General features: G+C 55.8%; 13 protein-coding genes. 5 read left to right on the top strand and 8 right to left on the bottom strand.

Annotation, left to right across the window (positions count from 1 at the left end):
* Positions 1-84: 84 nt before the first annotated feature.
* From ACMGG3_RS17915 to cpxP, 4 genes are all read right to left on the bottom strand, one after another.
* Positions 85-1074, bottom strand: coding sequence for a sulfate ABC transporter substrate-binding protein (locus ACMGG3_RS17915; RefSeq protein WP_032680073.1), 990 nt, complete (start codon positions 1072-1074; stop codon positions 85-87).
* 209 nt (positions 1075-1283) lie between these two features.
* The gene (gene pfkA / locus ACMGG3_RS17920) at positions 1284-2246 is read right to left on the bottom strand and encodes a 6-phosphofructokinase (RefSeq protein WP_014172210.1); all 963 of its coding nucleotides are present in this window, start codon (positions 2244-2246) and stop codon (positions 1284-1286) included.
* Between the two features lie 173 nt (positions 2247-2419).
* Entirely contained in the window at positions 2420-3313 is an 894-nt protein-coding gene (fieF, locus tag ACMGG3_RS17925) for a CDF family cation-efflux transporter FieF (protein ID WP_020883958.1), read from the bottom strand.
* 153 nt (positions 3314-3466) lie between these two features.
* Positions 3467-3973: a cell-envelope stress modulator CpxP gene (cpxP, locus tag ACMGG3_RS17930; RefSeq protein ID WP_020883960.1), complete on the bottom strand. Its 507-nt coding sequence runs from the start codon at positions 3971-3973 to the stop codon at positions 3467-3469.
* 150 nt (positions 3974-4123) lie between these two features.
* Between cpxP and cpxR the strand changes: the two genes are divergently transcribed.
* A complete protein-coding gene (gene cpxR / locus ACMGG3_RS17935) occupies positions 4124-4822 on the top strand; it encodes an envelope stress response regulator transcription factor CpxR (protein ID WP_014172213.1) in 699 nt (232 codons plus the stop codon).
* Positions 4819-6192 carry an envelope stress sensor histidine kinase CpxA gene (gene cpxA, locus ACMGG3_RS17940; RefSeq protein WP_010436910.1) on the top strand — a complete coding sequence of 458 codons (1374 nt, stop codon included), beginning with the start codon at positions 4819-4821 and terminating at the stop codon, positions 6190-6192. Before cpxR ends, cpxA begins: the two co-directional genes overlap by 4 nt.
* A gap of 54 nt (positions 6193-6246) precedes the next feature.
* Here cpxA and yiiM read toward each other — a convergent pair whose 3' ends face one another.
* Positions 6247-6921 carry a 6-hydroxyaminopurine reductase gene (yiiM, locus tag ACMGG3_RS17945; protein WP_025202749.1) on the bottom strand — a complete coding sequence of 225 codons (675 nt, stop codon included), beginning with the start codon at positions 6919-6921 and terminating at the stop codon, positions 6247-6249.
* A gap of 70 nt (positions 6922-6991) precedes the next feature.
* On the bottom strand, positions 6992-7612 hold the full coding sequence (sodA, locus tag ACMGG3_RS17950) for a superoxide dismutase [Mn] (protein WP_014833772.1): 621 nt from the start codon (positions 7610-7612) through the stop codon (positions 6992-6994).
* A gap of 289 nt (positions 7613-7901) precedes the next feature.
* Between sodA and rhaT the strand changes: the two genes are divergently transcribed.
* Positions 7902-8936 carry an L-rhamnose/proton symporter RhaT gene (rhaT, locus tag ACMGG3_RS17955; RefSeq protein WP_020883962.1) on the top strand — a complete coding sequence of 345 codons (1035 nt, stop codon included), beginning with the start codon at positions 7902-7904 and terminating at the stop codon, positions 8934-8936.
* On the opposite strand, the gene rhaR is transcribed toward rhaT, so the two are convergent.
* Both rhaR and rhaS read right to left on the bottom strand, forming a co-directional pair.
* The gene (gene rhaR, locus ACMGG3_RS17960) at positions 8937-9785 is read right to left on the bottom strand and encodes an HTH-type transcriptional activator RhaR (RefSeq protein ID WP_014172216.1); all 849 of its coding nucleotides are present in this window, start codon (positions 9783-9785) and stop codon (positions 8937-8939) included. It lies immediately after the preceding gene.
* A 73-nt stretch (positions 9786-9858) separates the two neighbouring features.
* On the bottom strand, positions 9859-10695 hold the full coding sequence (gene rhaS / locus ACMGG3_RS17965; protein WP_025202747.1) for an HTH-type transcriptional activator RhaS: 837 nt from the start codon (positions 10693-10695) through the stop codon (positions 9859-9861).
* Between the two features lie 301 nt (positions 10696-10996).
* On the opposite strand from rhaS, the gene rhaB reads away from it, so the two are divergent.
* Complete coding sequence (gene rhaB, locus ACMGG3_RS17970) at positions 10997-12466, top strand: rhamnulokinase (protein WP_333098150.1); 1470 nt, start codon at positions 10997-10999, stop codon at positions 12464-12466.
* Positions 12463-13722 carry an L-rhamnose isomerase gene (gene rhaA, locus ACMGG3_RS17975; protein ID WP_020883965.1) on the top strand — a complete coding sequence of 420 codons (1260 nt, stop codon included), beginning with the start codon at positions 12463-12465 and terminating at the stop codon, positions 13720-13722. The genes rhaB and rhaA overlap by 4 nt, the downstream gene beginning before the upstream one ends.
* The last annotated feature ends 97 nt before the right edge of the window (positions 13723-13819 follow it).

Below are 13819 nucleotides of genomic sequence, written 5' to 3' on the forward strand. Positions count from 1 at the left end.
GCGAAAGAGTAACGCAAAATGATGACCAAATAAAAAACCCGGCGGATTTCTCGCGCCGGGTCACCGTGCCTGTCCTGCTAACGTTTAGCGCTTGCTGATCTGGTCGAAAGTTCCGCCGTTAGAGAAGTGCTCTTTCTGCGCTTTCGCCCAGCCGCCGAACTCTTCATCAATGGTGAAAAGCTTCAGTTTCGGGAAGACGCTTTCATATTTCTTCGCCACTGCCGGATCGCGTGGACGATAGTAGTTTTTCGCCGCAATTTCCTGGCCTTCTGGCGAGTATAGATACTTCAGGTACGCTTCCGCCACCGCTTTGGTCTCTTTCTTCTCAACCACTTTATCAACCACAGAAACGGTAGGTTCGGCGAGGATAGATTCGCCTGGCGTAACGATCTCGAACTTGTCTTTACCCAGTTCGTGGGTGGCGAGCAGGGCTTCGTTTTCCCATGCGATCAGCACGTCGCCAATCCCACGCTCAACGAAGGTGTTCGTGGCACCACGTGCGCCAGAGTCCAGCACCTCAACGTTTTTATACAGCGCTTTCACGAACGCCTGGGCTTTCGCCTGGTCACCGTTGTTGTGATGCAGCGCGTAGCCCCAGGCCGCCAGGTAGTTCCAGCGTGCGCCACCCGAGCTTTTCGGGTTCGGGGTGATAATGGAAACGCCCGGCTTAACCAGATCGTTCCAGTCATGAATTTGTTTTGGGTTGCCCTTACGCACCAGGAAAACAATGGTCGAGGTGTAAGGCGCTGAATTGTCTGGCAGGCGTTTGATCCAGTTTTTATCGATACGCCCACGCTCGGCGATGGCGTCGACGTCATAGGCCAGCGCCAGGGTAACCACGTCGGCTTCAATCCCGTTGATGACTGAGGTCGCCTGCTTACCGGAGCCACCATGAGACTGACGCACCACCACGTTGTCGCCGGTTTCCTGTTTCCAGTGTGCCGCGAAGGCTTTGTTGTACTGCTCGTACAGCTCACGCGTCGGGTCGTATGACACGTTCAGTAACTGGATGTCCTTAGCCAAAACGCTGGTCGATGCCAGCAATAATGTTAACCCCACGCCCCATTTATTCATCGCCCGGATCTCTTGTGTAGTGTTTTGATGCTTGCAGCGTGCCAGAAAGCTAACCAATGATTAAAGAATAAAAAAAGATTGGCTATAACGTAGAGGAATAAAAAACGAGCAGGCATAAAAAAACCGGGCGGCGATATTGCCTTACCCGGCCTTTATGAGCGTGGACTGCAGACCCGGTTAACTCAGCGTGACCGGGGGAAAGTCACCGCTCAGTACAGTTTTTTTGCGCAGTCCAGCCAGTCACCCTTGAACGGACGCTTCATGTTTTCAATGGCGTCGATGATGTCATGGTGAACCAGTTTTTCGTTCTGAATACCCACGCAACGACCGCCATGACCCTGCAGCAGCAGTTCAATGGCGTATGCACCCATACGTGATGCCAGGATGCGGTCGTATGGACCCGGGGAACCCCCGCGCTGGATGTGGCCCAGAACGGTAGCGCGCGTTTCACGTTTGGTTTCGGTTTCGATGTACTTCGCCAGCTCGTCAACGTCACAGATATGCTCGGTGATGGCTACGATGGCGTGTTTCTTGCCTTTTGCGATACCCGCTTTGATTTCAGCCACCAGATCTTCACGGCTGAATTCCACTTCCGGAACCACTACGAACTCACAACCGCCGGCGATGGCCGCAGCCAGCGTCAGGTCACCACAGTAACGGCCCATCACTTCCACGATGGAGATACGTTGGTGGGAAGAAGAGGTGTCGCGCAGGCGGTCAATCGCTTCAACAACGGTGCCCAGTGCGGTGAAATAACCGATGGTGTAGTCAGTGCCTTTGATGTCGTTGTCGATCGTACCCGGCAGCCCGATGCACGGGAAGCCCATTTCAGTCAGACGTTTTGCACCCATGTACGAGCCGTCACCACCAATAACAACCAGTGCGTCGAGGCCACGTTTTTTCATGTTCTCAATAGCCACTTCACGGACGTGTTCATCACGGAATTCCGGGAAGCGCGCAGAACCGAGGAAGGTACCGCCACGGTTGATCATGTCGGACACGCTGTAACGGTCGAGCTGAACCATGCGATCTTCATACAGGCCCAGATAACCATCATAGATACCAAAAACTTCCAGGCCTTCCGTCAGCGCTGAACGGACAACCCCACGAATTGCCGCGTTCATGCCCGGCGCATCACCGCCGCTTGTCAACACACCGATTTTCTTAATCATGACTACCTCTGAACTTAGGAATGCAAAATTGAAATCTGTTGCCGGAAGAATTTATCGACCAACGAATACTGCAAATAGTATATCAATCACTTCCAGCTGAATTGATTCAGGTCAGACCAAATGGCGGTAATTTATACACAAAATGCTGGCCTGGCTCACTTTTTTACAACCAATTACGAAAGCTCAACATGTCCGGGTACAACCGAGCAGGGATCCTGGTGAATAATGACGTCTGAACCAGGAAAACGCTGCAAAATCGCCTGCTCGACCTGCTCAGCAATAACGTGAGCCTGAACCAGTGGCAGGTTGTCTTCCATTTCAATATGAATCTGAATAAAGCGGGTCGGCCCTGACTGCCGCGTTCGAAGATCGTGTGCACCTCTGACACCAGGCCAGGAGGTCACGATAGAAAAAATTTCATTACGTTCTGAGTCCGGGAGGGCGCGGTCCAGAAGCGATTGCACCGCTTCATACCCCATCCGTAAGGCGCTATATAAAATATAGATGCCAATCCCTAACGCAAACAACGCATCGGCCCGATGCCAGCCATACCAGGCCAGACCGAGCGCAATAAGAATAGCGCCGTTCATCATAACATCAGATTGATAATGAAGCATATCCGCCCGTACAGCCTGGCTTTGCGTTTTGCGAACAACCCAGCGCTGGAACGTTACCAGAACAAGTGTGCATATAAGTGCCACAATCGTCACGACCACACCCACACCGGGATCGTTCATCGGTGACGGCGAGACGAGATGCTGAATACCGGTTAAAAACAGAAACAGCGCGGAGCCGGAAATAAACATGCTTTGCGCCAGCGCGGCCAGCGATTCGGCTTTCCCGTGCCCAAACGTGTGTTCTTCATCTGCCGGTTGCAGCGAGTAACGCACAACCAGCAGGTTCGTCAGCGAGGCGGCAATATCCATCAACGAGTCCACCAGCGCCGCGAGAATACTGACTGAGCCGGTATACCACCACGCAAAAATTTTAATCACTAACAGGCTTGAAGCCACGATGGTTGCTGCAATCGCTGCCCGACTTACCAGTCTTCCATAGGATTGATTCATAAACGCTCCTGTCATGTCATGCCGCTAGTATAACGGAAGCATGGGGAGTCAAAGGATGAATAAACGGTTAACAAAGCAGAATGAAGGGCAAAAAAAACCCCCACATCATGTGGGGGAAGACAGGGATGGTGTCTATGGCAAGGAAAACAGGGTTTACTGGTTACTACGGGTACTGCTATTGCTACTGAAAAACGTTGTTTCTGAGCTTCGCTGCATCCGTGCAACCTCACGCAACTGGTCCATTCGCTGCTGATGTCTTGTGTTCAAAACCGCTTGCTGCTCGGGCGTTAGCAGGTGGAACATCTGGTTGCGGACCTTCGCCATCTCTACCTGGCGGGCAACCTGCTCCTGTGCCATTTTTTCGGCCTGAGCGCGTACAGCGCTTTCGTCAAATTTTTCTGCGGTGACAAGGCGGTGCATTGTCTCCATTTCGCTAACATTAACAGGGGGCTGGTCGTGTCGTGCCCTCTGCATCAGATCTCGCATCTGTTGACGCTGATGTTCGGTTAAACTTATGCCATCAAACATATGGCTTTGGCTGCTGTGCTGCGTTGCCCCCTCCGTTGAGGGCCCGTTATCGCCGGGGATAGCTACAGCGGCCTGGCTTAATGTACTGAACGCCAGCGTTGAGGCCATGACGGCAGCGGTAACTTTGCGCATCACTTGCTCCCAAAATCTTTCGTGTCGCGATTCAACGAGAGACAGTCTACGATTCAGGCTGCAAACATGCGTCAGGGGGTGTAAAACAACGTAAAGTCATGGATTAGATAGCCTTGATGTCGTAATTTCTGCCTCGGAGGTATTTAAACAATGAATAAAATCCTGTTAGTTGATGATGACCGAGAGCTCACATCCCTTTTAAAGGAGTTGCTCGACATGGAAGGTTTCAACGTTCTGGTTGCCCATGATGGCGAGCAGGCGCTGAGTCTCCTTGACGACAGCATCGATTTACTTTTGCTCGACGTTATGATGCCGAAGAAAAACGGCATTGATACGTTGAAAGAGCTTCGCCAGACACACCAGACGCCCGTAATTATGCTGACCGCTCGCGGCAGCGAACTTGACCGTGTACTTGGCCTTGAGCTGGGCGCGGATGACTATTTACCAAAGCCGTTTAACGACCGTGAACTGGTTGCCCGTATTCGCGCTATCCTGCGTCGTTCTCACTGGAGCGAACAGCAGCAGAACAGCGACAACAGTTCACCGACGCTGGAAGTCGACTCCCTGAGCCTGAATCCGGGCCGTCAGGAAGCGAGTTTTGACGGTGAAACGCTGGAACTGACTGGCACCGAGTTCACCCTGCTGTATCTGCTGGCCCAGCACCTCGGCCAGGTGGTATCGCGTGAACATTTGAGCCAGGAAGTGCTTGGCAAACGCCTCACCCCGTTTGATCGCGCCATCGATATGCATATCTCGAACCTGCGCCGCAAGCTGCCGGAACGCAAGGACGGGCACCCGTGGTTTAAAACCCTGCGTGGTCGCGGTTATCTGATGGTTTCCGCTTCATGATAGGAAGCTTAACAGCCCGCATCTTCGCCATTTTCTGGCTGACGCTGGCACTGGTTTTAATGCTCGTTTTGATGTTGCCAAAACTCGACTCACGCCAGATGACGGAGCTTCTCGACAGCGAGCAACGTCAGGGCGTGATGATCGAGCAGCACGTGGAAGCCGAGCTGGCAAACGACCCGCCGAACGATTTAATGTGGTGGCGCAGGCTGTTTCGCGCTATCGACAAATGGGCACCGCCAGGACAGCGCCTGTTGCTGGTGACCAGCGAAGGGCGCGTGATTGGCGCCGATCGCAATGAAATGCAGATCATCCGTAACTTCATTGGTCAGGCGGATAACGCCGACCATCCTCAGAAGAAAAAATACGGTCGGGTTGAGATGGTAGGCCCCTTCTCCGTCAGAGATGGCGAGGATAATTACCAGCTTTACCTGATCCGCCCGGCGAGCAACTCCCAGTCCGATTTCATCAACCTGCTGTTTGACCGTCCGCTTCTGCTGCTGATTGTCACCATGCTGGTTAGCTCACCTCTGCTGCTGTGGCTGGCGTGGAGTCTGGCGAAACCGGCGCGTAAGCTGAAAAACGCGGCGGACGAAGTGGCGCAGGGTAACCTGCGACAACACCCTGAACTGGAAGCCGGTCCACAGGAGTTCCTTGCCGCCGGGACCAGTTTTAACCAGATGGTGAGCGCCCTCGACCGCATGATGACGGCACAGCAACGCCTGCTGTCGGATATCTCGCACGAGCTGCGCACGCCGCTCACGCGCTTACAGCTCGGCACCGCGCTGCTGCGTCGCCGCAGCGGTGAGAGCAAAGAGCTGGAACGTATTGAAACGGAAGCGCATCGTCTGGACAGCATGATTAACGACCTGCTGGTCATGTCGCGCAATCAGCAGAAAAATGCGCTGGTGAGCGAAACGGTGAAAGCCAACCACCTGTGGCATGAAGTGCTGGATAACGCGGCGTTCGAAGCGGAGCAGATGGGGAAATCCTTTACCGTCAACTTCCCGCCGGGGCCATGGCCGCTGTACGGTAACCCCAACACGCTGGAAAGCGCGCTGGAGAACATCGTGCGTAACGCCCTGCGCTATTCGCACACGAAGATTGAGGTAGCCTTCTCGGTGGATAAAGACGGGATTACCATTATCGTTGATGACGATGGTCCTGGGGTAAGCCCGGAAGACCGCGAACAGATTTTCCGTCCGTTCTACCGTACCGACGAGGCGCGTGACCGTGAATCTGGCGGCACGGGGCTGGGTCTGGCGATTGTTGAAACCGCCATGCAGCAGCATCGCGGCTGGGTGAAGGCCGATGACAGCCCGCTGGGTGGGTTACGGTTAACGCTGTGGCTGCCGTTGTATAAACGTTCGTAGTCGTTTAGCCGGGCAGCGGTATCGCTGACCCGGCTTGCCTCTCCTGCAGGGAAACTATTTCCCCCACAATCTCCGCGAATTATCTTCGATCTTGCTACTTAAACGGCGTTTCTGCATCGTTCGGGTCCAGCTCGTGGACAGCCCTGCAGCGGACAAAAGCCGATGGTACTGGTCGTCATCAAACGGCATATGCCAGGCGATCGCGCAGGCGTCATATACCGAGACATCACTCAGGCGCGATGCCAGCACCAGCGGCGCATCTGCCGATACCTGACCTGCCAGCACCACCCGATATAACCAGCCCGTTTTACCCGCGCTCTGCAGCCGGGCAGACATGTCGCTGATGCCGAAATGATAGTTTAGTTTGAAGCACGGCGAGCGCGGCTGCGTCACCTGAATCAGGGCATCGCCCCAGCGGTAGATATCGCCGATAAAGACGTTTTTCTCGGTCAGCCCTTCCGTTGAGAGATTCTCACCAAACGCTGGCGCGACAAACATATCCGCCTGTTCGGGAAACTCGGTTATCCAGTGCTGATAGTGTTCCCGCGGATAGTGGCACAGCGCGCGGTCAGGCCCGCCATGGATTTTCTTTTCGGCCTGCTCATCGCCCACCAGCCCGAGGTCGGTTAACGTCAACTCGCCGTCGACCTGAACTTTCGCGATGGCGCTCGGGCGGCTGCCGTCGTACTCCCTTACCTTGCCTGTAAAGACATTCACCGGAAAATGCATCGCTGCTCCTTTCTGCAGATACAAAAAAAGCGAGTCATCAGACTCGCTTCTCACAGGCGTCAATGCAACCTTATTTTTTCGCGGCGAAACGCGCTGCTGCTTCGTCCCAGTTCACCACGTCCCAGAAGGCTTTGATGTAGTCCGGGCGACGGTTCTGGAATTTCAGATAGTAAGCGTGTTCCCACACGTCCAGACCCAGGATAGGGAAACCGGATGCGCCAGAGATTGCTTCACCCATCAGCGGGGAATCCTGGTTAGCCGTTGAAACAACCGCCAGTTTGTCACCTTTCAGAACCAGCCACGCCCAGCCAGAGCCGAAACGGGTCGCAGCGGCTTTTTCGAATTCCGCTTTGAAGTTGTCTACAGAACCGAAATCGCGCTCGATAGCCGCTTTCAGGTCGCCCTGCAGGGTGGTACCGGTTTTCAGGCCTTTCCAGAACAGGCTGTGGTTAGCGTGACCACCTGCGTTGTTACGCAGAACGGTTTTCTTGTCAGCTGGCAGCTGGTCCAGTTTAGTGATCAACTCTTCAACAGGCAGGCTAGCGAACTCTGGCAGGCTTTCCAGCGCGGCGTTCGCGTTGTTCACATAGGTCTGGTGGTGTTTGGTGTGATGGATTTCCATCGTCTGCTTGTCGAAATGCGGTTCCAGTGCGTCGTAGGCATACGGCAGGGATGGCAGTGTATAACTCATAATCCTCTCCATTATTGTCGGGCGGCACAGCTGTTAATGCCGCGTAAGCAGTTGGTTCATTATAGTTAATTAAATGATATTGAAAATGATTATCAATGCCGTAGTTTTTATAAGGTTATTCGGTTTTCGGTTATTGCTGAAATTGTGAGTCTGCTCACCCGGTTAACGCGTTGATTGCCATTCAAAACCAAAGTGCGGCAACCTTCCGAAGGTTACCCGACTGCTTAATTTTTACACTCATCGAGTCGGTGGGAAGCCACCGGCATATAAAAACGATGAGGATGTAAACATGAATCATGCGATTACGATGGGTATTTTCTGGCATCTGATAGGCGCGGCCAGTGCAGCCTGTTTCTATGCCCCGTTTAAACAGGTCAAACAGTGGTCATGGGAAACCATGTGGTCCGTCGGCGGTGTAGTCTCGTGGATAATTCTTCCCTGGACCATCAGCGCCATGCTGCTCCCGGATTTCTGGGGCTACTTCTCCTCCTTTAACGCCTCCACCCTGCTGCCGGTCTTTCTCTTTGGCGCCATGTGGGGCGTCGGTAACATTAACTATGGCCTCACCATGCGCTACCTCGGCATGTCGATGGGCATTGGCATCGCGATTGGTATTACGCTGATTGTCGGCACCCTGATGACGCCGATCCTCAACGGCAACGTCGACGTGCTCATCAACACCAAAGGCGGCCAGATGACGCTGCTGGGCGTGCTGGTGGCCGTTATTGGCGTGGGCATTGTCACCCGCGCAGGGCAGCTGAAAGAGCGCAAAATGGGCATCAGAGCCGAAGAGTTCAACCTGAAGAAAGGCCTGCTGCTGGCGGTGATGTGCGGGATCTTCTCCGCAGGCATGTCATTCGCGATGAACGCCGCCAAACCGATGCATGAAGCTGCTGCCGCACTGGGCGTCGACCCGCTGTACGTGGCACTGCCAAGCTACGTGGTGATCATGGGTGGCGGAGCGGTGGTTAACCTCGGTTTCTGTTTTTTCCGTCTGGCAAACGTGAAGACCTTGTCACTGAAAGCCGACTTCTCGCTGGCTAAACAGATGATTATCGGGAACGTGCTGCTCTCGGCGCTCGGTGGGCTGATGTGGTATCTCCAGTTCTTCTTCTACGCGTGGGGTCACGCCAGTATTCCGGCGCAGTATGACTATATGAGCTGGATGCTGCACATGAGCTTCTACGTGCTGTGCGGTGGGCTGGTGGGTCTGCTTCTGAAAGAGTGGAACAACGCCGGGCGTCGCCCGGTGGGCGTGCTGAGTCTGGGGTGCGTGGTGATCATTATTGCGGCCAACATTGTGGGCCTCGGCATGGCGAACTGATTACGCCGCGTTACGGCTGCGATGACGCCACTGAACCGGCGTCATCCCCACCTCGCGGTTAAAGACCACCGAAAAATAGTTACTGTCCTCAAAGCCGCAACGCATCGCCACATCGCTGACCATCAGTTCCGTATGCTGAAGCAGGTACTGGGCATGGCAGATGCGCAGCTGGCGCAGATAATGGTTCACCGTCATCCCGGTCTGGGTGCGGAATTGCTGGCGCAACGCGCGCTCGCTGCACTGCGCCTGCTCGCAGAATTTCTCCAGCACAAAGCTTTTGTTAAGGCTGCCCGCCAGGGTGGTAATGAGCTTATCGAGCAGGGCTTCCTGCGCGGTAGCCGACGGGTTATCAATGGCGTAGCGATGGCGCGTCAACGTCATGACCAGCTGGGCGAAAAGCAGTTCTGCCATCTGGTGAGCCTCAGGATCGCTTTTCTGGCTCTCCTGCTCCAGCTGAGAAATCACCTGTCGCACCTGCGTCATGCCGTTACTGCTCAGTCGCCAGTGCGCCGCGCACTTCGTATCATTAAAACCCGGAATGTAAGCCGCCCAGTCGACGTTGAGTTTCAGCCTGTCAGGGCAGTAAATCACGTTCTGCAGGACCAGGTCGTTGACCGAAGCGTAGGCGTGTTTGTCTTCAGCACGGATGTAAAACAGATCCCCACGCGTAATGCGGTAGGGCCGGTCGTTGAGGATATGCAAGCCATTGCCCCGCCACACCAGCACCAGCTCGCAGAACTCATGAGTGTGCTCGGCAAAGACGTTTTGCGGATAGCGATCCGCCACCGCGACGGCCTGGCCGGCGGAGGCAAAAAAATCCACTTTGCGAAGCATTAGCTGAGCAACCACGACACCACCTCGACAGCAAATAACCTGACATTATTAGCGTTTTTGCCCACGGGAAACGGTGACAACCCTCGCGTTACTGCAGTGACGCGTCCTTTCCCTGGCGAATATCGCGCGGTGACCAGCTAAATTCCCGGCGAAACAGGGTCGAAAAGTGGTTACTGTCGCCGAAACCGCAACGATAGGCGATATCCGTGACGCTCTCATCGGTATGACGCAGCAGATGGCGCGCTTTAATCAGGCGCAGACGGTTCAGATAGCGCTGGGGCGTCAGCCCGGTTTGCTGCTTCAGCTGACGATGCAAGGTCCGAAGCGACAGCGAAAAATCATCCGCCAGCGTTTCCCAGCAGACATCCTCGGCGAAATGGTCCTCCAGCCAGGCCATCAGTTGAGTCAAACGCGCATCGTTATTCCCCAGCCCGGCCACCATGCTACTGCGGCGCAGCAGCACCAGCAGCTGCATAAACAACAGCTCACGCGTGGCGATAACGTGGGTCTCCTGTCCCTCGTCACGCTGTTCCATCTGGCTCACCAGCTGGCGCACCTGCTGCAGCGTGGACTGATTCACCCGCCAGTGCGAAGGATAGATGCCGTCCTTCTCCTGCGGCAGGAGATGGTTCAGCCCGGACAGGAACTGGAACGCATCGGGCGAACGGTAGAGCACGTTAGTCAGGCACAGGTTGTCGGTATGTTCATATAAGTGCCGGTCATGATCGCGCACAAAGCAGACCGTCCCACCACTGATGGTATACGGCTGGCCGTTAAACACATGGATCCCCGTTCCGTGTTCAACAATCACAATTTCGTGAAAATCATGATGATGCTCAGGGAACGCCACCTGAGGGAGTCGCGGTTCAATCGCGACAGACGACCCACCCGAAGGAAAAAAATCCACGCTGTGCAGTACGGTCATAACGGCCCCCACCAATGAGAAATGTTCTCAAAATAGTAATTAAGGCCCCGTCCCCTCACCTTAAATTTTCGACCGTAAACCTCGCAAAAACTGTCCGTTTTTCAAGAAACAGGCTGAAAGATCAGGAAATGCGGGAAGCGTCACACTGCCTGCAAACCCCGTCACGCCTGGAAACTGTGAACTCCCTCACGTTCACCTTTGCTTTCTTGCCAGCCCCGGAAAACCGCTGTCACTGGCGAGAAGGTGGTGATGGGTTCCTTTTTTTACACTCACCGCTAATGACTTTAAGAAGGACACAACCATGACTTTTCGCCATTGCGTGGCTGTCGATCTCGGTGCATCCAGCGGCCGTGTAATGCTGGCCACTTATGACGGCAAGCGGCAGACGCTTTCGCTTCGCGAGATGCACCGCTTTGTTAACTGCCTGCAAAAGCAGGACGGCTGTGAGGTGTGGGATATCGACAGCCTTGAGGCAGCGATCCGCACCGGACTGCAGAAGGTCTGCGATGCGGGGATCCGTATCGACAGTATCGGCATCGATACCTGGGGCGTCGATTATGTACTGCTGGACAGCAACGGTGAACGCGTTGGTTTGCCGATAGCCTATCGCGACAGCCGCACCGACGGCCTGATGGCGCGAGCGATTGCCGGGCTTGGCAAAGAGAATATTTATGGCCGCAGCGGCATTCAGTTCCTGCCATTCAATACGCTCTATCAACTGCGCGCGCTGGTCGAACAGCAGCCGGCGCTGGTTCCCCACGTGGCGCATGCGCTGCTGATCCCGGACTACTTCAGCTACCGCCTGACCGGCAACATGAACTGGGAATACACCAACGCCACCACCACGCAACTGGTGAACATCAACTCCGATAACTGGGATGAACACCTGCTGGCCTGGACCGGGGCTTCCCCCTCCTGGTTCGGCACGCCGACGCACCCTGGCAATGTGATCGGTCAATGGATGTGCCCGCAGGGTAATGCGATCCCGGTGGTGGCGGTTGCGAGTCACGATACCGCCAGCGCCGTCATTGCATCACCGCTTGCCGGTAACGACGCGGCCTACCTCTCTTCCGGGACCTGGTCGCTGATGGGCTTTGAGAGCAAAACCCCCTACACCAGCGATGCCGCGCTGGCCGCGAACATCACCAACGAAGGCGGTGCCGAAGGGCGCTACCGCGTGCTGAAGAACATCATGGGTCTGTGGCTGCTCCAGCGAGTGCTTAAAGAGCAAAACATTACCGACCTGCCCGCGCTTATTGCCGACACCGAACGACTGAAAGCCTGCAGTTTCCTGATCAATCCCAATGATGACCGCTTTATCAACCCGGCGGACATGAGCGCCGAAATCCAGGCCGCCTGCGTCGACGCCGGGCAGCCCGTGCCATCGAAACCGGCAGAACTGGCACGCTGTATTTTCGACAGCCTCGCCCTGCTGTATGCCGAGATCCTGAGCGAGCTGGCCGACCTTCGTGGCCGGCCGTTCACTCAGCTGCATATTGTCGGCGGCGGCTGCCAGAACCAGCTTCTGAACCAGCTCTGCGCCGATGCCTGCGGGATCACCGTGGTGGCGGGCCCGATTGAAGCGTCAACGCTCGGCAATATTGGCATTCAGCTCATGACCCTGGACGAACTTGCCAGCGTGGACGATTTCCGCACGGTGGTCTCGTCGAACGCCACGCTGACCACGTTCATCCCCAATCCCTGCCATGAAATTGCCCGCTATCGGGCGCAGTTTCAGCAAAACCGACTGACTAAGGAGCTTTGCGCATGACCACTCAACTTGAACAAGCCTGGGACCTGGCTAAACAGCGTTACGCCGCCGTCGGCGTGGATGTCGATGAGGCGCTGCGCCAGCTCGATCGTCTGCCGGTCTCCATGCACTGCTGGCAGGGCGACGACGTTGCCGGTTTTGAAAACCCGGGAGGCTCGCTGACGGGGGGCATTCAGGCCACCGGCAACTATCCGGGCAAAGCGCGTAACGCCACCGAGCTGCGCGCCGACCTGGAGCTGGCGCTGAGCCTGATCCCGGGGCCTAAGCGGCTGAACCTGCATGCTATCTATCTGGAATCTGACACGCCGGTCGCGCGTAACGAGATCAAACCTGCGCATTTTAAAAACTGGGTGGCGTGGGCGAAAGCCAACCAGCTGGGCCTGGATTTCAACCCATCCTGCTTCTCGCACCCGCTGAGCGCCGACGGTTTTACCCTTGCCCACGCGAACGACGATATCCGCCAGTTCTGGATTGACCACGTAAAAGCCAGCCGCCGCGTCTCCGCATACTTTGGCGAGCAGCTCGGCACGCCGTCGGTGATGAACATCTGGATCCCGGACGGCATGAAAGACATCACCGTTGACCGTCTGGCCCCGCGTCAGCGCCTGCTGGCGGCGCTGGATGAAGCCATCAGCGAAAAACTGAACCCGGCGCACCACATCGACGCCGTAGAGAGCAAGCTGTTCGGTATTGGTGCGGAAAGCTACACCGTGGGCTCGAACGAGTTTTACATGGGGTACGCCACCAGCCGCCAGACCGCGCTGTGCCTGGATGCCGGCCACTTCCACCCGACAGAGGTGATCTCCGACAAAATCTCCGCCGCCATGCTCTACGTACCCCGCCTGCTGCTGCACGTGAGCCGTCCCGTACGCTGGGACAGCGACCACGTGGTGCTGCTGGATGACGAAACCCAGGCCATTGCCAGCGAAATCATTCGCCACGATTTGTTTGACCGCGTGCACATTGGCCTCGACTTCTTTGATGCCTCCATCAACCGCATCGCGGCCTGGGTGATTGGCACCCGCAACATGAAAAAAGCCCTGCTGCGTGCGCTGCTGGAGCCCACCAGCGCCCTCAAGCAGCTGGAAGAGAACGGCGATTACACCGCGCGCCTGGTGCTGCTGGAAGAGCAGAAAACCCTGCCGTGGCAGGCGGTGTGGGAGATGTACTGCCAGCGTAACGACACCCCAGCGGGCAGTCAGTGGCTGGATAACGTGCGGATGTATGAGAAAGACGTGCTGAGTCAGCGCGGATAAATATGCCCTCACCCTCTTCCTGTGGAAGAGACCACTTTTACCCCCTCTCCCTGTGGGAGAGGGCCGGGGTGAGGGAAACGCTCACCACGATCACGGG

This window comes from Enterobacter sp. BNK-18, from assembly GCF_047456135.1.
GTDB lineage: Bacteria > Pseudomonadota > Gammaproteobacteria > Enterobacterales > Enterobacteriaceae > Enterobacter > Enterobacter ludwigii.

Bases quoted from the DNA above. Each gene is read 5' to 3' on its own strand.
- ACMGG3_RS17915 (WP_032680073.1), bottom strand. From the start codon at position 1,074: ATGAATAAATGGGGCGTGGGGTTAACATTATTGCTGGCATCGACCAGC.
- pfkA (WP_014172210.1), bottom strand. From the start codon at position 2,246: ATGATTAAGAAAATCGGTGTGTTGACAAGCGGCGGTGATGCGCCGGGC.
- fieF (WP_020883958.1), bottom strand. From the start codon at position 3,313: ATGAATCAATCCTATGGAAGACTGGTAAGTCGGGCAGCGATTGCAGCA.
- cpxP (WP_020883960.1), bottom strand. From the start codon at position 3,973: ATGCGCAAAGTTACCGCTGCCGTCATGGCCTCAACGCTGGCGTTCAGT.
- cpxR (WP_014172213.1), top strand. From the start codon at position 4,124: ATGAATAAAATCCTGTTAGTTGATGATGACCGAGAGCTCACATCCCTT.
- cpxA (WP_010436910.1), top strand. From the start codon at position 4,819: ATGATAGGAAGCTTAACAGCCCGCATCTTCGCCATTTTCTGGCTGACG.
- yiiM (WP_025202749.1), bottom strand. From the start codon at position 6,921: ATGCATTTTCCGGTGAATGTCTTTACAGGCAAGGTAAGGGAGTACGAC.
- sodA (WP_014833772.1), bottom strand. From the start codon at position 7,612: ATGAGTTATACACTGCCATCCCTGCCGTATGCCTACGACGCACTGGAA.
- rhaT (WP_020883962.1), top strand. From the start codon at position 7,902: ATGAATCATGCGATTACGATGGGTATTTTCTGGCATCTGATAGGCGCG.
- rhaS (WP_025202747.1), bottom strand. From the start codon at position 10,695: ATGACCGTACTGCACAGCGTGGATTTTTTTCCTTCGGGTGGGTCGTCT.
- rhaB (WP_333098150.1), top strand. From the start codon at position 10,997: ATGACTTTTCGCCATTGCGTGGCTGTCGATCTCGGTGCATCCAGCGGC.
- rhaA (WP_020883965.1), top strand. From the start codon at position 12,463: ATGACCACTCAACTTGAACAAGCCTGGGACCTGGCTAAACAGCGTTAC.